Raw genomic sequence first — 21,025 nt, 5'->3', positions numbered from 1 at the left:
AATGAGTGAACAGCATGACCTGCTTGAAGACGAAGGTGCTGGCTATCTGATTTCTGTAGCTGACATGATGTCTGGCCTACTATTAGTTTTTATCATCACATTGGTTGCGTTCATTTTGAACTTCCAAGATGCGATTCAAAAACAAGAAAAAGTAACAGAAACTCAGAAGAGTATTGTTAGAAAGCTCACCAATAGAGAGCAGATTCGAAAGCAACTACTACTTGAGATTCAAAGCGTACTTGAGAGCCAAGATATCATTGTAGAGCTAGATACTGAGCACGGTGTTTTAAGGTTAACCGAACAAGCGGTTTTGTTTAATTCGTCAGAAGTGACATTAAACGAATCGAGTAAAACAAATCTCGAAATAATATCTATGGTTATGTCGAGTATCTTACCATGTTACGCCGCAAATCCCCCTGATAATAGCTTGTGTGTTCACAAGACGGAATTTAAAGGCACGCTAGACAGTGTATTTGTTGAAGGTCATACCGATAACGTTCCAATGAATTCTTGGAGATATAAAGACAACTGGGATCTTTCTGCTCAAAGAGCGATCACTGCCTACAGACACATGATGAACGCCTCCACTTTATCGGAGATGGCGAATACCAGCGGGCAGCCTATTTTTTCTGTATCTGGGTATGGAGAAGGTAGGCCTGTAGTGGGCCATGCACACACAGAGCCAACTAATGACCCAGTTAATAGGCGTATCGATATCAGGTTCATTATGTCTCCTCCTTCTTTGACAGAGGCACAGCGCTCTATCGTTGAAGCAGGGGCACGCTGATGGCGACGAAGAATCTCTCAACCGACTTGTTTTTTCTTTCGAGCACTAATGTATTCATGGAGCAAGAAAGCAAATTGCTAGAGGCAAAGAAAGCTGTTCTGTCTATGTTCGAGGTGTCGTTTGCCGAAGTGCCCGAAGTCGTAGACATCAAAGTGGTTTATGAGAAGTTGATTGTTGCGCTAGATGAACCGGAGCTATTTAACAGGCTTTCTCGTAGAGAAGAAAAGTTGATCCCTTGGGCACTATTACAATTGATTGAAGACGAACCTCTTTACGAAAGGCCAGGTGCAACAACTACTGTTGTTAGTTGGCTATTGAACAAAAAACGTTACCAATCAATACCAGGGTTTATCCATGCCTTTTTATCAGAGTACCCAATTACATCAAAAAGCTTTGCTTCACTGAAAAATGCGATTGAAGCGTTAATAGAAAAATCTGACTCGCCTAAAGTTGCTAGTTTAAAAGAATGGTCACTAAACGTAGATTTATTTTCTCAAACGGTTATGAGCGATTTCGTCCAAATTGCCGTTGAGAAATCATTAAGTGAATGTGTTGCAAAGTACAGATTATATAGAGGCCTTCAGTTTGGTAGTTTCTTCAAGGTCGGTTTAGCGTCCTTGTTAACAGAGCTTAGTGGCTCGCTATCGGCATTTAAATCTATAGAGCAAGAAAAGATAACAGAAGACCTCATCGGCACGTTTATCGACAGCAACGAATGCTTTGTGTACCCCGCATTAAGAAATGATTTTGTCGAAGGGCTTTTACTGTCTTATCAATCAGCACCACCAAAAAAGCGCCTTAAAGACAGGATTAAGAAAGTAATTTTAAAGCATTATGGTGACCCGCGTATAAGTAAGGCCAGGTGGGTTGGTGTGAGTGAAGAAGCCGTGAGCGTAATGAAAGCATGGATGGTCGAAAATACCATGCATGATTTCTTCAACTTACTCAGCCACGTTGCGAAAACCGACTCGACCGCAGATAACCATTGGCAATATAGAAAACGCTTTTGGAACGCTTATCTCAAAAAAGGTGTTATTCAAGAAGCTTGGGTGGCACTTGGGCCTAGGGCTAATCAAGAGGCAAGTGCATTTTTAAGTAAAAGTAGCTCTTTTGCTACGTTAACTGGCGGTGCTCAAAATCATAGTTCATTGATTATGGTAATAGGGGGAGTGTTAATTACTGAATGGAGTCATTCAGGAAAATACCGCCTATGGGAGCGTAACTTGTCAGGGCCTACTTTGTACAAAAGGGCATATAAACGCTCAGAATTGGTAAGTGATAGTGATTATGAAGGTGCACACCATTCAAGTGATTCGGGTGGGTGGCAGTATAAACTATCAACCTTGATAAAAGACTTAACTGGTATCTCAGTAAGTAGTAGAGAGTACATGAATGATAGATAAAGCTACGTTCTCTTGGACATATGAAAACAAGACTTTTCAGTTTTTTGCCGAAAATGCTTCAAACAAAATACACCCGAAAGAATGGGGACGTTATCAACTGGTCGCTAATGACAAAGTAGTTTGTGCTGATTCGTTATTTCGTCTTGCTAATAATGGAGGTGTAATTGAAATTTCTGAAAACGCTATTCATTGTCCCAGCGCCTCTATCGCACAGCTCACCGAAATGGAAGTTAAGCAACTTAACTTAACTGAAGTTTTCAATGGCTCAGTAAAGCTAACATCAACAGGTCTAATAACTAGTCCTAACTTCCAATTAAACTATAGGTTGCTTAATGCGCATGGAAGACCTGTGTTAGGTGCGAAAGTCGACGACATTTTTGTAAGTGCGGCAGGTAAAAAATCTCTCTTACTCGACCCTCTTTATCAGCTCACAAATAAAATTGACGAGTTCAACGGCACTAAAATAGCAGATCAAGACGAAAGATTCGTAGCATTAGGTGAAATTAAAGAGTTACTGCCCATGGAAGCAGTGGTAGATGGTCAATTAGATAACATTACTATTTGTCGTGCAGACAGACTGACACTTGATGTGCAAGAACACGGTGTTTTCAATCCTTTACTGATCAAACCCGCTACCGAAAGCGAATGGAACACACAGTCGCAGTCTGACGTTGAATATGCTGTACCCAAAATCAGGCAGAAGCAGTTCGAAGACCATTTTAAAGGTTGGAGTGGCATTAGAAGTAACTATGCATTAGGGAATAATACTTATGTCGTTCTGCCAAAAAGAATTCAGGAAGTGTTGTCAGTTGTTAAGGAATATCAAACTAAACCTGCTGAAGAACGTTTAGCGTTTGTAAGTAATCCCCACAAGATTATCAACGAGAAACTCGGATACGACGATAACCCAGAAGAAACGGAAGCTGTATTTGTTGAAACGCCTGAATTCGTGAGCCAACGGATAGCGAACATTGGTGTTTGGGAGCCAAAGCTTTGTGCATACGTAGTTAAGCGTGAAGGCGACTGGGTGCCAGATGATCAGCAACGGCTATTTTTTCCGATAGAAGATCTGTTAGTTAACTTCACGGTAGAAGAAATGAAACAGCTTCTAGTGGAAGTAACCGACGCGCTCGATGCAGAAATACCCGAAATTACATTCATAGGTCAGCGAGTTCCAATATCTCTGGAAACGAAAAATCTGTTGATTAGAATGCTCAAACCTTTCGACGAATATGGCCCAGGTGACGCGGATCGACCAAGAGAAGTGTTAGCGCCTGTATTGAAAGACAATATTGAAGATGTTGACTTTCAAATTGTCAAACGTGATTCCAGGCCTGAGCTACAACGATTGCCTGAAAAGCTTAAAACTAAAACGCTATTTGACCATCAGAAGTTTGGTGTGAACTGGCTATGTGAGCATTGGGAAAGTGGTTCAGTTGGCGCGTTGTTGGCAGATGATATGGGCTTGGGTAAAACACTTCAAACCCTGTCATTTCTGACCTCAGTGAAGTCGCAAATGGATGAGCGAAAGTACACCAAAAAGCCCTTTCTTGTTGTTGCACCCTCGGGGTTGCTCAAAAACTGGTTAGATGAAGCGAAAATACATATTGAACCTGATGGCGTAGGCGAGGTATTTGAGGCTTTTGGTGAGAACATCCGTCACTTAAAAAACATGAGTGTGGTAGAGCGGAACCAATTGCTAAGCCGCTCAGATTGGGTTTTGACGACCTATGAAACACTACGAGACAAAATCAAATATTTTATCTCAATTGATTGGGGGGTTACGGTTTTCGATGAGGCTCAAAAGATTAAAAACCCCGTATCTCGTGTTACCGAAATGGCAAAGTCGTTGTCTTCTGATTTTACGCTCATGTTAACAGGTACACCTGTAGAAAACGAACTCAAAGACCTATGGTGTATTGTTGATACTGCGCAACCTGGTTTATTTGGCTCTTTAAGTCATTTTCACAATGAATACGCGTTACCTGCGCAATCTGATCCTACTGAAGCCAAACGCCTTAAGTCGCTATTAGTAGAAAAAAGCCACCCTGCACTAATGCTTCGCCGCATGAAAGAAGACCATATTTCCGGTTTACCAGAAAAGAAAGTGTGTGAAGTACCTGTCCAGATGCCGTCACTTCAGGCCGAAGAATACGAAAAAATTGTTATGGAAGGCCAAGACGAAGCAGCTAAAGGTAATGTTCTAGCAGTTATTCAGAGGATTCGACGTGCATCATTAATAGCAGAGGAGTTTGATGGAACAGGCATAACTGATGGCATCATTAAGCGGTCTGCAAGACTCACTGCACTTATAAATATTTTGGATAACGTCCATTCCAAAGGAGAGAAGGCGCTTATATTTTGCGAAGCTATCGACGTACAAGAATATTTATCAGGTTATTTACAGCAGCGTTATCAGTTACCAAATAGGCCTTTTAGAATAAATGGTTCAGTTGATGGATACACGCGAAAGCGCTTCGTAGACGAGTTTCAGAGCGTGCCTGAAGGTGAGTTTGATGTAATGCTTTTATCGCCCAAGGCTGGGGGAGTAGGGCTGACTGTTACAGCAGCTAATCACGTTATACACTTAACTAGGTGGTGGAACCCAGCTGTTGAAGATCAAAGTACCGACAGAGCGTTCCGAATCGGTCAAAAGAAAACAGTGCATGTATACATTCCGCTAGCGCTTCACCCCAAATACAAAGATCAGTCATTTGACGCCAACCTAAATAGGCTACTGCATAACAAAAGGAACTTAAGTATGAATGCATTATTGCCTGGCACGCTGTCAAAAGAAGATATGCATTCACTATTTAGCGATACACTAAAAACAAACAATTAAAGGAAAAAAGTATGGTATTGCCAGACGTTGGTTTAGTCATAGATGAACCGTACATTTCACAAATATTAGCAGGCGACAAAATATGGGAGATGCGCGGTAGCCGCACAGGTAAGAGAGAAGTCATTGGCTTAATAAAGAAAGGCACCAAACATGTGTACGGAACAGCCGAACTTTATGCATGTGAAGGCCCTTTAAGCTATGAGCAACTGTTAGTAGCAACCGATAAGCATGGAATATCAAGAGAGAGAGTAGAAGCTGGCTTATTAGACAAGTGGAACTATGCTTGGAAACTAAAGAATGTTGTAGAATTTGAAAAGCCGATCCCTTACATCCACCCTAATGGCGCAGTTACCTGGGTCAAATTAAACAATCATGCCCAACAGGCGAATAAGCCGAATAATTCTTCGCCCAAAGCGAAGCAAGTCCTTGCCGAAAAAACGCTATCTAAACAGCAGTCAGTGAACTCATTCCACGCAAGTACAACCGCAGAAAAAACAGACGTACCTGTAGCAAAAGATGGTACGTTTTTCTCACCAGAATTGGCTAGAAATGGATTCTTTACTGTTGGCGAAAAAGGTGATGAGCAAAAATTCCGTTCATTTGAGGATGCGTTGCAATATTTACGGAATATGAATAAAGCCAAGTGGCGACGCCCCAACGACAAAGGAAATTGGGGAATAGTATCAGCGGTGGAATGGCGCTAATTTAGGAGAGCAGTCATGGAAGATGCATACGAAATATTAAAAGCATACCAACGTGAACATCGTGACACGTTTTGCGATAACTTAACCCTTCGAAGTCACAGAGGTCTAAGCTGGTTGCAACGCGCTGAGATGTGCGAAGACGACCCAGATGCAAAATTTATATTTTTATGGATTGCTTTCAACGCTATTTACGCACAAGACTTAGATGCACTAAAACTGAGGGAAGCAGAGAGCTTTTCGCGGTTTATCGAAAAACTTCTTTCATTGGATAATGATAATACCCTAAGTAATATAGTGTGGCAGGAATTCCCGCGCAGTATAAGAGTATTGTTGAACAACCAATATGTGTATCAGCCGTTCTGGGATTACCAAAACGGCAATATAACAGAAGATGAATTCAAAACCCGCTTCGCTGAATCAAAATCTAAAGCCGCTAAAGCATTAGGTAACACCCAGACTCAAACAGTGCTTCAACTGGTGTTACAACGATTGTACACGCTTAGAAATCAACTTATCCATGGCGGTGCAACATGGAATAGCCGTGTTAATCGTGAGCAGTTACGAGATGCAAATTGCTTTTTACATAAACTCGTCCCCGCGCTATTAGACATTATGATGCGTAATCCCAAAGAGTTGTGGGGTACAGCAAACTATCCCGTGGTTACATCCTAAGCAGTTAAACAAGCTAATAGCATAAAACGCTAAAACCAACTTAATACACGCGGTAACATTAACAAACAGAATAAGTGATGCTGGCGACAATGGGCCTGCATACAAAACAGAAAACAGGGACAATGTAGTGGATAACAAAGAACAAGAATTTCTCAACGGTCTCGAAAAGAAGCTGTGGAATGCAGCAGATAAACTGCGCTCGACCTTGGATGCCGCTCAATACAAACATGCTGTATTGGGGTTAGTTTTTCTTAAATATGTTTCCGACGCGTTCGCCATTCGTCAGCAAGAGTTGAAAGCGGCATTCAGTAACCCTGATGACGAATACTTTATAGATCCCGCTGACTTTGATGAAGGCGAAAAAGACCCCGAATACCTAGAGGAAGTGAACGCTGAGCTGGAAGTTCGCGATTTTTATACTGAGAAGAATGTGTTCTGGGTGCCCAAAGAAGCTCGTTGGTCGTTTCTTCAGGATAACAATAAAGTTGTTCACGGTGGAGAAATTGAGATTGGAGCTGATAAAGCTACTGGCAAAGCAGGTAAGAAAATACGCTCGGTAGGTCAATTAATCGATAACGCACTAGAAGCCATTGAGCGCGACAACGCCAAGCTTAAAGGTGTACTCAACAAGCAGTACACCACATTGAAGATTGACCAGAGTAAATTAGGCGAGCTTATTGACCTTATCGCTACTATTCCGTTCAATCACGCCACAATGAACAGCAAAGATATCCTTGGGCATGTGTATGAATACTTCCTTGGACAATTCGCCTTGGCAGAGGGCAAAAAAGGCGGCCAATATTACACGCCAAAATCCATCGTATCGCTGATTGTTGAAATGCTAGAACCATTCAAAGGCCGCGTGTATGACCCCGCGATGGGCAGCGGCGGCTTTTTCGTGCAGTCTGAAAAATTCATTACAGAACACGGTGGTCGCATTGGTGACGTTAGTATTTACGGGCAGGAATACAACTACACTACATGGCAGTTAGCCGCCATGAATATGGCAATACGTGGTATCGACTTTAATTTCGGTAAAGAGCCAGCCAGTACCTACACCAATAACCAACACCCAGACTTACGTGCCGACTACATCATGGCAAACCCACCGTTCAATATGAAAGAGTGGGATGCAGGCGTAGCCGATGACGATCTCCGCTGGAAGTACGGAACACCACCTTCAGGTAACGCCAACTTTGCGTGGTTACAGCATATGCTGTATCACCTTGCTCCTAATGGCTCTCTCGGCTTATTGCTAGCCAATGGCTCCATGAGTTCAAACACCAACAACGAAGGCGCAATCCGCAAAGCGCTTATCGAAAACGACTTGGTTGAATGTATGGTGGCATTACCAGGCCAGCTATTTACTAACACGCAAATTCCTGCTTGTATTTGGTTCTTAACCAAAAGCAAAGGCGCACGAGTAAATGACTATGGCCGAAACCTGCGAGATAGAAAGGGCGAGGTATTGTTTATTGATGCGCGTAACCTCGGCTATATGAAAGACAGAGTGCTCAGAGACTTTGCAACAGAAGATATCCAAAAAGTCACAGATGCATTCCACAACTGGCAAACAGGCGATAGTTATGAAGATATCGCCGGATTTTGCAAATCAGCCAAGCTCGAAGATATTGAAAAGCATGACTTTGTGCTAACGCCAGGACGTTATGTAGGTGCAACCGAGCAAGAAGATGATGGCGAACCTTTTGCAGATAAAATGGCGCGACTGACTTCGCAATTAAAAGAGCAGTTTGAAGAAAGTAACCGACTGGAGCAGCAGATTAAGGAAAATCTGAAGGGGTTAGGTTATGAGTGCTGATTGGCCTGTAGTTAAGTTAGGCGATTTAGTGAACGAAATAACGGTTGGTTTTGTTGGATCAATGACACATGAATATCAGGAAGAGGGAATACCATTTTTTAGGTCAAAGAACATTAGTGAATATGAGATTGATTGGAACGACATCAGATACATTTCCGAGAGCTTCCACTCTAAATTGAAAAAGTCCGCCCTTGCGCCAGGTGATGTAGCTATTGTTCGGACAGGGAAGCCAGGAACAACATGTGTGATACCCGATGACCTATCAACTGCGAACTGTTCTGACTTAGTTATAGTTCGCACAAATCGTCAGAAGTTATGTCCCCATTATTTGAGTTATTTTATGAACTCGGTTGCTAATAATCAGATCAATTCTCATTTGGTCGGAGCTGTTCAGCAACACTTTAACGTTGGGTCAGCAAAAAAGCTTGAAATACCATTACCATCAAGGGAAGAGCAAGATAAGATTGTTTTGGTACTAAAGTCTTTAGATGACAAAATAAAAGTAAATCAAAAAATAAACCAAAGCCTCGAAGTTGTTGCCCAAGCAATCTTCAAAAGCTGGTTCGTAGATTTTGAACCTACCAAAGCCAAAATCGCCGCCCGCGAGGCGTTACTAGCAGAAAACCCAGCCGCCACACCAGAGCAAATAGCCACCGCCGAACGACAGGCCGCTATTCAAGCGATAGCAGGCGCAGGCGACATCATCCCAACAGAACAACTGCAAACCATCGCCGAATTGTTCCCGAATCAATTGGTGGGGAGTGAGTTTGGGGAACTACCTGATGGGTGGAGTTTTAAGACTGTAGGAGAGCTTGTTGATGTATTAAATGGCTTCGCATTTAAAAGTAAGGACTACATTGAAGACGGTATATTTGTCCTAAGAACAAAAAACTTTGATAGTAATAATTTGGTCGAACGTTTATCTGACGATGTATTTTTGCCTGAGAGTTATACTGTTTCGCACAGTAAATACTTATGCGAACCATTTGATTATCATCTTATCATGGTGGGAGCTAGTGTAGGAGGGAGAGGCCTTATTTTACCTTGTCAATTACCAGCATTTCGAAATCAGAATATGTGGTGTTTTAGACCGAAAATTGAATCTAAAGTTGGGAAGGGTTTTACGAAGTTTATGCTGGATTCGATAATAGATAAGTCAAGAGGTCTAGCTTCAGGAAGTGCTCGTGAGTTCTTCAGGAAAGGAGATTTTCAGCAACAACGTATTCCAGTTTCAAAAATCGAATTGACAGAAATATTTGAAAAAATTGCAATGTCTAACTTAGTCTTGCAAGCGTCAAATTGTTCTCAAACGGAAGTCTTAAAAGATATTCGAGATAGCCTTTTACCTAAGCTGTTAAACGGTGAAGAATTAGTTTGTGATGATTTGGTGAGTTAAAAGGCTATGCCTCAAATAAGAGAATGGAATGAAATATCAGACAGATATCATCAAGGAACATTGCTGTTAGGCAATGGTTCTAGTATCGCTGTAAACGATTGCTTTCGGTACGACTCGTTATTTGAAGAAGCTTGTAGTCTTGGATATATCAATGAACAGGTACAACAAGTATTCGAGGAGTTTGGTGTCTCAGACTTTGAACTTGTCTTGCGGAGGTTATGGCAGGCTAAAAAAGTAAATGAAGCATTGGGAGTTGAGCCTGGGAGAGTAGAAGAAGCATACTCTTTAGTGCGTAAGGCATTGATTAACACCGTTCGTGATGTACATGTGTCATACGAGGAAGCTAGTCCACATTTAGAAAGTATTTATCACTATATGATGAATTTTGATACCGTTATAAGCTTGAATTACGATTTGATTGTCTATTGGGCTGCTCAACTCTCAAGGGAAGAGCTTGGCGTTTGGTTCAAAGACTGCTTTAACAAATCAGAGTTCAGGAGTGATTGGGCAGATCTTCGAGAACCATATAGAGCTGATGGTACTACGCTTTTTTTTATCCACATGGTAACTTGGTACTTCGAAGAAAAGGCTTCGCTGGCACGAGGAAAATAGCCACGCAAAATAGAGGAAGTCTTTTAGACGCTATTCTCAATGAGTGGGAAGAAAAACAGTGTGCGCCAATATTTATCTGTGAAGGAACAACAGATAAGAAGCAACAATCCATAGCAAGTTCTGACTATTTAGAGAAAGTTTTCTATGAAGTCTTGCCTTCAATCAGTGAGACCCTAGTCATTTATGGTTGGAGCTTAGGAGAACAAGATACTCACTTACTGCGTCAAATTGGGAAGTCGGCTGTGCAACGCGCAGCGGTATCTATATATGGAGGTGACCAAGTTCTAGCAGGAAATATTGAAAGACAGCTTACGGAGATTGGTTTGGAAGAAATAGTGTTTTTCGACTCAACTAGCGAAGGTTGTTGGAACAACGGAAATGAGTAGCTGCAAGGATAAGAAATAGTGAAAGAAGTAACTGACCTAATTGAGCAGATCAAGCTTGGTGATAAAAGTGCAGTAAAAAAAAGTTTAGATATATCGCCGAACTTATTAAATGAGAAAGGCGAAAGTGGTATCGGGGCGTTTGTGTTTGCACTACAAAAAGGATTTAAGTCAATAGCCCAACTTATCCTTAGTTCTGATAACTTCGATTTAAATCAGTTTCATGCTCAACCACTTGTTTACTCAATTGAACTTGGATATATCGATTTAGCGGCTGAATTACTCAAAAAAGGCGCAAATCCTAATATAACGAATGGTAAAAAATATCCTTTGCTAATCGCCTTGGAAACCGAATGTTTTGCCATCGCTGAAACGATGTTAGCTTGCGGCGCGGAAATTAACATCCGTAATGAACAAGGATGGACGCCATTGATCTGGGCTTCAATAAAAGGTCGAACTGATATTGTTCAATTTCTTTTAAAGCACGGTGCAGATGTTCATATTTGCTGTAACGACGGCTGGAATTCATTGACAGGGGCACACTTTAAAAACCGAACAGACATCGCTGCTTTACTCAAAGAGAAGGGAGCTACCTTTCCATCGAAATATGCAGAAGCAGCGTTACTTTCTTCTTTTGAAGGAGGGTATTTAGACGTAAGCGAAGATTTAGTCAAAAAAGGCACTAACGTTGATATTGCAGATGGTGAAGGCAATTCTCTGTTAATGAAAGCCATTATTCGTGGTGATTATTCATTCGTAAAGTTACTTATTGAACACGGTGTGGATGTCAACGCGAAAGATTCAAATGGCGTTACAGCGTTGATGTTGCTAGCCAAAACTTCAAAAGTTGAATTAATTGAGTTAACAATCAATGCAGGTGCGAGCGTTAATCAGAAAACAAAAAAAGGACGAACTGCATTATGGTTTGCGACTGCGACTAACAATCAGCCCGTTATTAGCAAATTAGTTTCTTCAGGCGCGGAAATTGATTCCGCAAAGAGTAATGGTTGGACATCGTTAATGTTGGCCGCGCAAAGTGGGATTCCATCCTGCGTTAAGCTTTTATTGGACTTAGGCGCAAATCCTGTACTTAAAACTGATAAAGGTTCGACTGCTCACGATATTGCAATAAGCAACAGACCTGTTCTTAAAAGCAATGAAAACTATGAGCGGTACAATAAAACTGTTTCGCTCTTGGAGTATTCTTAATGATTGAGGTTGCCGAAGTATTTGAAGCAGTAAGGCGCGGCTATAATCAACTAGAGTTCGCTTCTGCGGACGAAATCTCAGATTATTTCGCAAGTGTAGAGGCAGAATCTGTTCTAGGTCATGTTAGCAACATTAAGGGCATCCTGTTTGAGCAGGAGTATATGGATACGTTAAGTGCACAGGGTATATCGGCCAATTTGTTCGAGTCTACTAACCATCCGCTAACTGATATAAGTATTCTAAACCCAGACGGCAGTGTTAATGAAATTCAGTTAAAAGCGACGGATAGCGCAAGCTATATCAACACGACTATCAGTGAAAACCCCGAAATAGATATTGTTACTACATCGGAAGTTTTTGAAAGCATTGATTGCGAGAGTGTAATTGATTCTGGAATATCTAATGCCGACCTCAACGATGCAGTGGTTGAGAATTTATTTGAAGATGTTGTGAATCCTGTAAGTCCATTATCAGGCATAGGTTGGTTATTGGGTTTACCCTTTTAGAAGAGTCAAGGAAGAAAGTTAGTGTTTAAGATAGATAAAACAACCAACCGAATTACCCGCCTGCAAAATAAGCGCTTCAGTGATCTAGGTTTTTCAGAAAGGAATCATCTACAGGAATGGTTAGCTTATCAGCCTGATGCGTTTGGTGAAGAATTACTAATTATCCAAAAAGAATTCGACGGTTTTGATGATACGCGTGAAAGATTGGATCTTCTTGCGCTAGATAAAGACGGTAATTTAGTCATTATCGAAAACAAACTTGATGATACAGGTCGCGATGTGGTGTGGCAGGCACTGAAATACGCATCTTATTGTTCGGGCCTCGGTAAAAAACAAATCGTCGATATTTTTCAAAGTTATCTCAATCGTTACTGCGGTGGCGGCGATGCTAACGCATTAGTATGTGAGTTCCTTGAAGTACCTGATATGGGCGAGGTTGTGCTTAATTCTGGTAATGCACAGCGGCTAATTTTTGTTGCAGCCAATTATCGCAAGGAAGTTACCAGTACCGCGCTTTGGTTATTAAGTCACGGTATTCAGTTACAGTGTTTCAAGGTTACGCCTTTTTCTATGCAGTTAGACGTCACTGAGGGGCAACGAGAGGAATTGTTCTTAAACGTTGAGCAAATTATTCCAACACCCGAAGCTAAAGAGTTAATGATAGGTATTAGCGCTAAAGAAGCCGACGAAAAGGTTACAGAGCAAGAACTCAAAAACCGTCATAAAATTCGTTTGGGATTTTGGGAGCAAGCATTAGAGGCATTCAAAACTAGTCAATGCGATTTGTTTGATAATATTAACCCCACGAAGGATCATTGGTTGTCTGCTGGTTCTGGTGTACGTTCATGTCCCTACACGCTTATTTTTGGCGCAAAAGAGGCTAGAGTGCAGTTGGAGTTCACTAGATCTAGTGCAGAAGAGAACAAGTTTATTTTCGACTTTATGCAAGCGAATGAGCAAGATATTGAAACTACATTTAGCGAGGAGTTAACTTGGCTCAGACTAGATGAGAAAAAAGCCAGTCGTGTACAATATTCACAAGAGTTTCAAGGCTACGAGCGAGATTCTTGGCCTGACATTATCGACTGGATGATCACGCACATGATAAGACTTGAGAAGGCGACAAAACAGTATCTGTCTCAAGCAAATAGCCAGATAAAGAATAGTGCCCAGTAGTAAGGAATGTCATGATCACAGAAGACCAACTAGAACAGCTTTGTATCGACTGGTTTAAAGAGACTGGGTATCAGTATGCAAACGGTTATGACATAGCCCCAGATGGGGCGTCTCCCGAGCGAGCAGACTATCAGCAAATATTACTCGTTGAGCGACTTTTCGCACAACTCAAAAAGATAAACCCACTTTTACCTGAAGACGCGCTTCACTTGGCAGTAAGCGCAGTAAGTCAGCCTGACACGCCAATACTTACTAAAAACAACAAGCAGTTTCATCAATATCTGCTTGAAGGCGTGAAAGTAGAGTATAAGGAAGATGGTGAAGATAAAGTTGATTACGCAAGATTAATCGACTTTTCTTCAGTAGATAACAATCAATTTCTCATCGTTAATCAGTTCACCATTACAGGTGCAAAGGGCAATCGTCGGCCCGATGTGTTGGTGTTTATTAATGGTATACCGTTGGCAGTAATTGAGCTTAAAAACCCCGCAACGGAAAATGCTACTATCGATAGCGCTTTTAATCAGCTTCTTACATACAAAGAGCAAATACCCGACCTATTTACGTACAACGAAGCTTTAGTAATAAGCGATGGCTTTGCCGCGAAAGTTGGATCATTAACGGCTAATAAAGAACGCTTTTTACCATGGCGTACAGTAAAAGATGAAGATGACAAAAGACCTTATGAATACCAACTTGAAACGGTTATAAGAGGGTTCTTCGAACCAGAGCTTTTCTTAGATTATATTCGTCACTTTGTGCTTTTTGAGGAAAGCGGTGGCGAGTTAATTAAAAAAATTGCTGCATACCACCAATTCCACGCAGTGCGAGCAGCAGTTGAAGCTACTGTTTTGGCTAGTCGTAAAGAAGATGAGATAGACGAATTCAGCGAGCCACGCGCCAATTATCACAAAAAAGTAAAGCCAGGCTCAGGTAAGGCCGGAGTAGTGTGGCACACACAAGGCTCTGGTAAGTCAATTTCTATGGTTTGCTACGCAGGTAAACTAATGGCCCAGCCAAAAATGAATAACCCGACTATTGTAGTTGTTACTGATAGAAATGATTTAGACGGGCAATTATTCAATACCTTTTCAATGGCATCAGAAACGCTTAAACAAACACCTGTTCAAGCTGAAGACCGTGACTCGTTGCGCGATATTCTTACCTCTAAACAGTCTGGTGGTATTGTATTCACCACTATCCAAAAATTTGCGTTGTTAGCGGGTGAAACAGAGCACCCAATATTGAGTAGCCGCAATAATATTGTTGTCGTTAGTGACGAAGCTCACCGTAGTCAATATGGCGATAAAGCGCGTTACGTGGAAATTAAAGACAAAGATGGCAACGTAATTGATAGTAAATATGTCTACGGCTATTCAAAATATCTACGCGATGCGTTGCCCAATGCTTCTTTTATTGGTTTTACGGGAACACCAATCTCGTCAGAAGATAAAGATACCCGCGCAGTATTTGGCGATTATGTTTCTATCTACGACATTCAAGATGCTGTAGAAGATGGTGCCACAGTGCCTATCTACTACGAGTCACGTTTGGCAAAACTCGATATTAGGCAGGATGATATTGAAAAGCTAAATGCGGATGTTGATGAAGTATTCGAAGATGAAGAAGATGCTTCACAAAAAGAAAAAGCTAAATCGAAGTGGGCGGCGCTTGAGAGGTTGGTAGGCGCTGAACCGCGAATGGCTGAAGTTGCCGAAGATTTAGTAAATCACTTCGAAACGCGTATATCTACATTTCCTGGCAAGGCTATGATTGTGTGTATGAGCCGTGAAATCTGCGTTCATATGTACAATGCATTGGTTGCCCTTCGCCCTGATTGGCATGATGACGACCCTAATAAAGGTGCCGTTAAGGTTATCATGACGGGGTCTGCATCTGATAAACCCTTATTCCAACCGCATATTCACAACAAGGACACCAAAAAGTCTTTTGAGAAACGCTACAAAGACATTAACGACCCTTTACAAATGGTGATTGTTCGAGACATGTGGCTAACTGGGTTTGATGCGCCTATTTGTCATACGATGTATGTAGACAAACCAATGAAAGGCCATAACCTCATGCAGGCCATTGCCCGTGTAAACCGAGTGTTTAAAGATAAGCCAGGCGGACTTATTGTTGACTATATCGGTATTGCTAACGAACTGAAAAATGCATTGAAAACATATGCAGATTCGCAGGGCAGGGGTAAACCTACACACGATAACCATGAAGCGTTTGCAATTATGCTTGAAAAGCTTGAGATCATTCGGGCGTTGATGGTTGGATATGATTACTCAGACTACGAAAGCAGTGCACTTAAGCTTTTACCTGGTGCAATGAATCATATTTTGGGTTTGCCTAACCCTGGTAATGGTCAACTTGACGGAAAAAAACGCTTCCTCGATGCAATGCTTCCACTTTCTAAAGCATTTTCATTATGTAGTACATTGGATGAGACCGCAGAGTACAAAAAAGAAATAGCCTTTTTCAGTGCAATAAAATCGGCTTTCGCCAAGCATAGCGGTGGAAAGAAAAAGTCAGATGAAGATAAGAACTCTGCTCTTAAGCAAATTATTGATAATGCCATTGTTGCTGGCGGAGTTGTCGATGTATTTGAATCTGTGGGCTTAGACAAGCCTAATGTAGGGCTGTTATCTGAAGAGTTTTTGGATGACGTAAGAAACATGAAGCAGCGCCACCTTGCGGTTGAGCTTTTAGAAAAGCTGCTAAAGGACGACGTTAAAGCTAAATTGAAAAACGACGTGGTTTCAGAAAAGGCTTATTCAGAAAGAATTATGGAAACGCTGAGAAAGTATCACAATCGCGCTATAGAGACTGCGCAAGTGATAGAAGAGCTAATCCAGATGGCAAAAGATATGGAGGATGATCTTAAGCAAGCTGAAGAACTCGGTATGAATAATGACGAGATCGCTTTTTATCGAGCTCTAATTCAAAACGAAAGTGCGGTTAGAGAGCTTGGTGACAATAACTTACGTAGCCTTGCTAAAGATATTACCGAAAAGCTTCGAAAATCCACCACTGTAGATTGGCAAAAACGAGACAGTGTTCGAGCAAGGTTACGAAACTTAGTGCGGAGAGCATTACGTAGATGGAAATATCCCCCAGATCGCTCTGACGAGGCAATAGAACTATGCCTTAAGCAGGCCGAAGTTTTGAGTGAAAGTTGGACTTCTTAGGTAGCGATGTTGCGGACTGTCAATGAGTTTACATTAACATAAATCAATCTAACATTACTTTGTAAAAGCAACATAAAACACGTTGTAGATGGAGAAACGCAGTATGGTAAGGGATTACGACTCTCAGCCTAGTTTTGCTTATGAAAAACAAGAAACGCATGAATCGAGAACTGATAGTAACGAAGCCAATATTTCACAAAACCAAAACGAGCAGCCACTTAAGAGCTTAGACGTAAGCGATTTAGAATCTAAATTCATTCTGAAAGCCAGAAAAAAAATAAGGTTGTTTGACCCCGAAGGTATCTATCAATTTAAAGGAAGCGCGATACCTTATTATCAATCTTTTCTTCACCTGATTTCGCTGCTGGTCTCGTTATATTTAATCGCCTATTACTTCGCGGTTATTGTATTTTCAGAGCTTGAACAACTTGATGGGGTGGGTAACACATCTGATTTAACAGCGATAGACAAGTTATTCATGATAACCCTCGCAGTGCTAACCGTCTTGAAGCTAAAGAAACTGATATCTGTGAAGGTTACTCACTATGACGTCAGATATAAATTGGCGCTAGCGGCTAACGGGTTCAATCGCATCGTTATAAATTTAGTAAAATTCTCAATTTACTTTTTAGCGCTCGCTTTATTCATAATAGGTTTAGACCACCCAAACGAAACAATATTAGGCGCTTTCGACAGGTTAGGAAACGGAGTGACAGCAGATTCGCTTACGTTTTTCTCATGGATAGTGACCTTGCTTATTTTTATTAAAGCGTTCAAGCGTTTTGGAAAGGAGTAAATCGATGAAGTATCTCATTATCTTAGCCATCTTCTTAGTTTTCGCTTCACAAGCATATGCAAAAGAACGTTTACCTTCCAACTGTGCCCACCTAAGTGAAGTGTCAAAGGCTTCTTTTGTACTATTCAACAAGAAAGAATTTATGCAACTAGGAGAGTGCTTAGCAATCGCAGCGCTTAAAAACCAAAAGAAGCTTGACCTTGTGCGCTCTTGTAATGAAGTAGATGAGGATAGACGGAACTTTTTGGGGATACTTTCTCTGTCTAAGCTGGAGTCAATTCTGCTAGGGCAATGTATCGGGACAATTAACTATATCTATGAACACTACAATAAAGAAAGAGTAAACGACTATCAGTATCGTACGAGTAACCGCATAGTTTACCGCTGCAACAAAGGTGAGAAAGCGGTAGATATTCTTAGGAACATTAACAAGGATGAAGTAGGGCGGGAGGATATACGTGAGCTACTTTGTGACGAGGTGCGCTATTAATGGGTGAAGTAGAAGTTCAATCATTTTTAGCGTTAGCACGGAGCTATCTAAAAACGGAAAAATTACCAGAGCGTATCAGAAACGCTCTGAACACCATTTTCACCAAAGAAGACGGTGCTAGCTTGTATCGAAGCAAAATAATTGGTGAAAGTCATGATCATATCACACAAAACAAGTATCCAATCATAAAAGGAAGACGTTACTCAGTAAGGAATATTCTTTGCGTTTGGTATTTATTAAACGGTGATACCGGAAAGACTAAGGCATTTTTGCAAAGCTATGCTAAGTCAGGAATGACAAGTAAGTTTGAGAAGATGTTGTTAGAACTTGCTAATCAGCAATATTTAGAGTTTTTCAGTTTGGGCGTAGTCAGAGAAAACATCCATGAAATTATCGAAGCGCTCAAGTCGGATGAATTTGACTTGTTTACTGATAAACTTCCATCTCCATTTTTCTCTAATCATGATGATCCGTCAGATATATCCCCGATTTTAATAGCTTATTCTCAAGATATACCTTGGGAAGACTATATGAGCAGATACGAAGATGCAGAATTCAACTTTAATGAAAAGCGGTATGACAAGGCAAAAGAGATATTGCACAAACTTGAAGAAGACGCCGTCATTCGTCTACCTGTAGTTGAGGCACTGAATAAGAAAATAAAGGCTATCGAGGCAGAAGCGGAGGAAGCCTGGAATTATTTTCAAAAAATGTTGAATTAATGCTTGTTTGTGCCGAGCACAAATAAAAACTGGCTATCGTCGAAACAAAGGAGATAGCCATGACAACATTACGCAAACTTTTCAACCAATACGAATCGGCTGAGTGCCGTAAGTACATTTCTAAAGCTGAGCAGATAGAGGAAGGCCTTAAGTCTGGTAAAAGCTATGCCGAACTTGGCGGACGTCAATTGAGCTTAGCGAAAGGCTTGATACGATTTAAACTAGGCAACTACCGCCTTATATTTAAAAAAGCTCGTGAAGAGTTCATTCCTGACAGTCTAATTCAACGAAAGCACTTAGAACGTTTCCTTAAGCGAAGGTGATACGTGTTTGTATCAAACTTTCAACTTTTAAAAAGGAAACAAAGATATGTCTCAAAAGAAAAAAATTAAGCCAACGGACAATTCTGCAAACCAGAAAAATCCTAACAAAGGAACACCTGGAACTAACAAGCAGTATGACCAGAAACACGGCAATCGTAGTAAGCAAATTCAACAGGGAGGTAAATAATATGAATACTGTAATGGCACAAGTTGTAAATAAGGCGTTCGAACAAAACATAGGGGCTGATGTCGGTAAGTATAGTGAGCAGCGCGTGGCAATAAATTCGCTAAACTTGGATAAGTTGAAATGGAAGCTATCAAAGTCATCTGAGGCAACATGGACTGAAGAGTTGATAGACTTCGCAGAGGAAGAATACAAAAAGTTTCTTTTCTTGAAGCTGATTTATCCTAAAGTTGCCTTAGTGCCTAATAAGCTTGTAGACAAGTTTTGGCATGAGCATATCCTTGATACGGTGGCGTACCAGAAGGATTGCGAAGCAATATTTGGCTACTTCATTCACCATTACCCATACTTTGGTATCTACGGTGATGATGACCAACGCTCATTGCAAACTGCCTTTGACGAAACTGTTGCGTTGTATGAAAAGCATTTTGGAAAATATCCAACAGATGTGCTTTATGGTGCGAACAGTAACAAAGCTGCGCGTTGTGGGGATGATCATGCGTGTCACGCACCATCTTCATGCGCCTGTCGTGTACCTGGAGCATGTAAATAATAGTATTTATCGTTAAAAATAGAGCACCCTAGGGTGCTCTAATCATTATTCTGAATAGGGAGTTTTTTTCGCAAAAATTCGCAAATTAACGCTGTAGCATAAAGCAAAAAAATAAAAACCCAGCCTTTCAATCCCACGAATGGATAAGAGTTGTGGACTTCAAACTGCGTGATAAGTTGTATGAGCCATACGGCAAACAAGACATCTCCTAGCTTCATTCCCCATTCCGTCACCCAAAACAACGCTGAGTAGCGCGCACGACGACTACCTTTCATATATTACCTTCCTGATTTTTCTTAATTGACCTCAGAAGTAATAAGGATCTCAAGAAGGAAATTTATTAGGCAAAGGGAGAAATAGCGCATATTTTCTCGGGAAATATTAACGTTTTTTTGCGGACTCGATGTCGCTTAGGAGGCAATTACATTGTTGCTGACTATGCAGTCAATGAAATTGAAAATGCCACAATTTTCCGTAAATTTCTAGTAACCAAATCAATATTTACGGAATAAATATGACACTACTTAGCCACCAACTTTTTGACCACTGCGGTATATCTTTAGAAGCATCTGAGCCACCCGATGAAGAAATAAGTGCTCCCCAGATAAACCCAGGCTCTGGCTTACCCCTTATAAAAAATAGTAGCGTGGATATTGGTGGCTATATCATCGGTGACGGGCCACTTAATCATGACGATGAAGCTGTGATTGCTATTATTGACGACTGCATTGAACCGTTTGATTTAGCTATAGAGCCGACCTTTGTATTTGAAGCGTCAAGTACATTTGATGACACCTTTTCTATCTCTGATGACTTTTGTAGTTTGAACGATGAATGGATATAGCCAAATCATATTGATTGGCGGAACTTATAGCCTAAACGCTAGTGACCGCAGGTTGCAAAGCACTGTTGGAATGAAGGTTGTCAATCTTTGAAAAAAGCACTGAATTTACTCAGTGCTTTCAGTTGAATGTTTATCGCTTCGAGGCTTGACCTTTTGATATCAATGGACGTGGTTTGTCGTCGGGATTGTCTGGTGCGCCAAGATAATTACATTCAAAGCACTTATGGCCCTTTACGTAACGAAGGTTGGTATTACATGCGTAACAAAAATCAACCGTAGTATATACATTTTGCCCATTATCAATGGCTTCTTGTCTCGCAAGTGCATTAGCTTCGTTGACTTTACTCTGTCCCGTGGCGTCTGCGCGATTTCTTCGTGTCTGATCTTTTTTGTTGCAGGGAATA

21 protein-coding genes are annotated in these 21,025 nt (G+C 41.1%); 20 read left to right on the top strand and 1 reads right to left on the bottom strand.

Features of this window, described 5'->3' with window-relative positions:
* Window position 1 precedes the first annotated feature (1 nt).
* From MHM87_RS02000 to MHM87_RS01910, 19 genes are all read left to right on the top strand, one after another.
* Complete coding sequence (locus MHM87_RS02000) at window positions 2–787, top strand: OmpA family protein (protein ID WP_239257624.1); 786 nt, start codon at window positions 2–4, stop codon at window positions 785–787.
* Window positions 787–2,190, top strand: coding sequence for an EH signature domain-containing protein (locus MHM87_RS01995; RefSeq protein ID WP_239257623.1), 1,404 nt, complete (start codon window positions 787–789; stop codon window positions 2,188–2,190). Before MHM87_RS02000 ends, MHM87_RS01995 begins: the two co-directional genes overlap by 1 nt.
* A complete protein-coding gene (locus MHM87_RS01990) occupies window positions 2,180–5,032 on the top strand; it encodes a DEAD/DEAH box helicase (protein WP_239257622.1) in 2,853 nt (950 codons plus the stop codon). Before MHM87_RS01995 ends, MHM87_RS01990 begins: the two co-directional genes overlap by 11 nt.
* Window positions 5,033–5,043: 11 nt before the next feature.
* Window positions 5,044–5,736: a hypothetical protein gene (locus tag MHM87_RS01985; RefSeq protein ID WP_239257621.1), complete on the top strand. Its 693-nt coding sequence runs from the start codon at window positions 5,044–5,046 to the stop codon at window positions 5,734–5,736.
* 15 nt (window positions 5,737–5,751) lie between these two features.
* The gene (locus MHM87_RS01980) at window positions 5,752–6,408 is read left to right on the top strand and encodes a HEPN domain-containing protein (protein ID WP_239257620.1); all 657 of its coding nucleotides are present in this window, start codon (window positions 5,752–5,754) and stop codon (window positions 6,406–6,408) included.
* Window positions 6,409–6,535: 127 nt separating this feature from the next.
* Complete coding sequence (locus tag MHM87_RS01975) at window positions 6,536–8,227, top strand: class I SAM-dependent DNA methyltransferase (RefSeq protein WP_239257619.1); 1,692 nt, start codon at window positions 6,536–6,538, stop codon at window positions 8,225–8,227.
* Window positions 8,217–9,623 carry a restriction endonuclease subunit S gene (locus MHM87_RS01970; protein ID WP_239257618.1) on the top strand — a complete coding sequence of 469 codons (1,407 nt, stop codon included), beginning with the start codon at window positions 8,217–8,219 and terminating at the stop codon, window positions 9,621–9,623. The genes MHM87_RS01975 and MHM87_RS01970 overlap by 11 nt, the downstream gene beginning before the upstream one ends.
* Before the next feature lie 6 nt (window positions 9,624–9,629).
* Window positions 9,630–10,235: a DUF4917 family protein gene (locus MHM87_RS01965; RefSeq protein ID WP_239257617.1), complete on the top strand. Its 606-nt coding sequence runs from the start codon at window positions 9,630–9,632 to the stop codon at window positions 10,233–10,235.
* Window positions 10,193–10,621 carry a DUF4917 family protein gene (locus tag MHM87_RS01960; RefSeq protein WP_239257616.1) on the top strand — a complete coding sequence of 143 codons (429 nt, stop codon included), beginning with the start codon at window positions 10,193–10,195 and terminating at the stop codon, window positions 10,619–10,621. Before MHM87_RS01965 ends, MHM87_RS01960 begins: the two co-directional genes overlap by 43 nt.
* Before the next feature lie 18 nt (window positions 10,622–10,639).
* The gene (locus MHM87_RS01955; RefSeq protein WP_239257615.1) at window positions 10,640–11,827 is read left to right on the top strand and encodes an ankyrin repeat domain-containing protein; all 1,188 of its coding nucleotides are present in this window, start codon (window positions 10,640–10,642) and stop codon (window positions 11,825–11,827) included.
* The gene (locus tag MHM87_RS01950; RefSeq protein WP_239257614.1) at window positions 11,827–12,333 is read left to right on the top strand and encodes a hypothetical protein; all 507 of its coding nucleotides are present in this window, start codon (window positions 11,827–11,829) and stop codon (window positions 12,331–12,333) included. Before MHM87_RS01955 ends, MHM87_RS01950 begins: the two co-directional genes overlap by 1 nt.
* Before the next feature lie 21 nt (window positions 12,334–12,354).
* Window positions 12,355–13,509 (top strand): DUF4268 domain-containing protein, encoded by a 1,155-nt coding sequence (locus tag MHM87_RS01945; protein WP_239257613.1) that lies wholly within the window; start codon window positions 12,355–12,357, stop codon window positions 13,507–13,509.
* A gap of 11 nt (window positions 13,510–13,520) precedes the next feature.
* Window positions 13,521–16,709 (top strand): type I restriction endonuclease subunit R, encoded by a 3,189-nt coding sequence (locus tag MHM87_RS01940; protein ID WP_239257612.1) that lies wholly within the window; start codon window positions 13,521–13,523, stop codon window positions 16,707–16,709.
* Window positions 16,710–16,812: 103 nt separating this feature from the next.
* Window positions 16,813–17,505, top strand: coding sequence for a hypothetical protein (locus MHM87_RS01935; protein WP_239257611.1), 693 nt, complete (start codon window positions 16,813–16,815; stop codon window positions 17,503–17,505).
* A gap of 4 nt (window positions 17,506–17,509) precedes the next feature.
* Window positions 17,510–17,995 carry a hypothetical protein gene (locus tag MHM87_RS01930; protein ID WP_239257610.1) on the top strand — a complete coding sequence of 162 codons (486 nt, stop codon included), beginning with the start codon at window positions 17,510–17,512 and terminating at the stop codon, window positions 17,993–17,995.
* Window positions 17,995–18,717 (top strand): hypothetical protein, encoded by a 723-nt coding sequence (locus MHM87_RS01925; protein ID WP_239257609.1) that lies wholly within the window; start codon window positions 17,995–17,997, stop codon window positions 18,715–18,717. The genes MHM87_RS01930 and MHM87_RS01925 overlap by 1 nt, the downstream gene beginning before the upstream one ends.
* Window positions 18,718–18,776: 59 nt before the next feature.
* On the top strand, window positions 18,777–19,040 hold the full coding sequence (locus MHM87_RS01920) for a hypothetical protein (RefSeq protein WP_239257608.1): 264 nt from the start codon (window positions 18,777–18,779) through the stop codon (window positions 19,038–19,040).
* 46 nt (window positions 19,041–19,086) lie between these two features.
* Window positions 19,087–19,227: a hypothetical protein gene (locus MHM87_RS01915; RefSeq protein WP_020745037.1), complete on the top strand. Its 141-nt coding sequence runs from the start codon at window positions 19,087–19,089 to the stop codon at window positions 19,225–19,227.
* Window position 19,228: 1 nt separating this feature from the next.
* Window positions 19,229–19,777, top strand: coding sequence for a hypothetical protein (locus tag MHM87_RS01910; RefSeq protein ID WP_239257607.1), 549 nt, complete (start codon window positions 19,229–19,231; stop codon window positions 19,775–19,777).
* Between the two features lie 38 nt (window positions 19,778–19,815).
* Here MHM87_RS01910 and MHM87_RS01905 read toward each other — a convergent pair whose 3' ends face one another.
* A complete protein-coding gene (locus MHM87_RS01905) occupies window positions 19,816–20,052 on the bottom strand; it encodes a hypothetical protein (RefSeq protein WP_239257606.1) in 237 nt (78 codons plus the stop codon).
* A gap of 239 nt (window positions 20,053–20,291) precedes the next feature.
* Here MHM87_RS01905 and MHM87_RS01900 point away from each other — a divergent pair, with 239 nt between their 5' ends.
* Window positions 20,292–20,621: a hypothetical protein gene (locus tag MHM87_RS01900; RefSeq protein WP_239257605.1), complete on the top strand. Its 330-nt coding sequence runs from the start codon at window positions 20,292–20,294 to the stop codon at window positions 20,619–20,621.
* Window positions 20,622–21,025 lie beyond the last annotated feature (404 nt).

Origin of the sequence: Alteromonas sp. Cnat3-28, assembly GCF_022348265.1 — a bacterium.
GTDB classification, from domain to species: Bacteria; Pseudomonadota; Gammaproteobacteria; order Enterobacterales; family Alteromonadaceae; genus Alteromonas; species Alteromonas macleodii.
This window is presented reverse-complemented; position numbering and strand designations above follow the sequence as displayed.

Bases quoted from the DNA above. Each gene is read 5' to 3' on its own strand.
- MHM87_RS02000 (WP_239257624.1), top strand. From the start codon at position 2: ATGAGTGAACAGCATGACCTGCTTGAAGACGAAGGTGCTGGCTATCTG.
- MHM87_RS01995 (WP_239257623.1), top strand. From the start codon at position 787: ATGGCGACGAAGAATCTCTCAACCGACTTGTTTTTTCTTTCGAGCACT.
- MHM87_RS01990 (WP_239257622.1), top strand. From the start codon at position 2,180: ATGATAGATAAAGCTACGTTCTCTTGGACATATGAAAACAAGACTTTT.
- MHM87_RS01985 (WP_239257621.1), top strand. From the start codon at position 5,044: ATGGTATTGCCAGACGTTGGTTTAGTCATAGATGAACCGTACATTTCA.
- MHM87_RS01980 (WP_239257620.1), top strand. From the start codon at position 5,752: ATGGAAGATGCATACGAAATATTAAAAGCATACCAACGTGAACATCGT.
- MHM87_RS01970 (WP_239257618.1), top strand. From the start codon at position 8,217: ATGAGTGCTGATTGGCCTGTAGTTAAGTTAGGCGATTTAGTGAACGAA.
- MHM87_RS01965 (WP_239257617.1), top strand. From the start codon at position 9,630: ATGCCTCAAATAAGAGAATGGAATGAAATATCAGACAGATATCATCAA.
- MHM87_RS01950 (WP_239257614.1), top strand. From the start codon at position 11,827: ATGATTGAGGTTGCCGAAGTATTTGAAGCAGTAAGGCGCGGCTATAAT.
- MHM87_RS01940 (WP_239257612.1), top strand. From the start codon at position 13,521: ATGATCACAGAAGACCAACTAGAACAGCTTTGTATCGACTGGTTTAAA.
- MHM87_RS01935 (WP_239257611.1), top strand. From the start codon at position 16,813: ATGGTAAGGGATTACGACTCTCAGCCTAGTTTTGCTTATGAAAAACAA.
- MHM87_RS01930 (WP_239257610.1), top strand. From the start codon at position 17,510: ATGAAGTATCTCATTATCTTAGCCATCTTCTTAGTTTTCGCTTCACAA.
- MHM87_RS01925 (WP_239257609.1), top strand. From the start codon at position 17,995: ATGGGTGAAGTAGAAGTTCAATCATTTTTAGCGTTAGCACGGAGCTAT.
- MHM87_RS01920 (WP_239257608.1), top strand. From the start codon at position 18,777: ATGACAACATTACGCAAACTTTTCAACCAATACGAATCGGCTGAGTGC.
- MHM87_RS01915 (WP_020745037.1), top strand. From the start codon at position 19,087: ATGTCTCAAAAGAAAAAAATTAAGCCAACGGACAATTCTGCAAACCAG.
- MHM87_RS01910 (WP_239257607.1), top strand. From the start codon at position 19,229: ATGAATACTGTAATGGCACAAGTTGTAAATAAGGCGTTCGAACAAAAC.
- MHM87_RS01905 (WP_239257606.1), bottom strand. From the start codon at position 20,052: ATGAAAGGTAGTCGTCGTGCGCGCTACTCAGCGTTGTTTTGGGTGACG.
- MHM87_RS01900 (WP_239257605.1), top strand. From the start codon at position 20,292: ATGACACTACTTAGCCACCAACTTTTTGACCACTGCGGTATATCTTTA.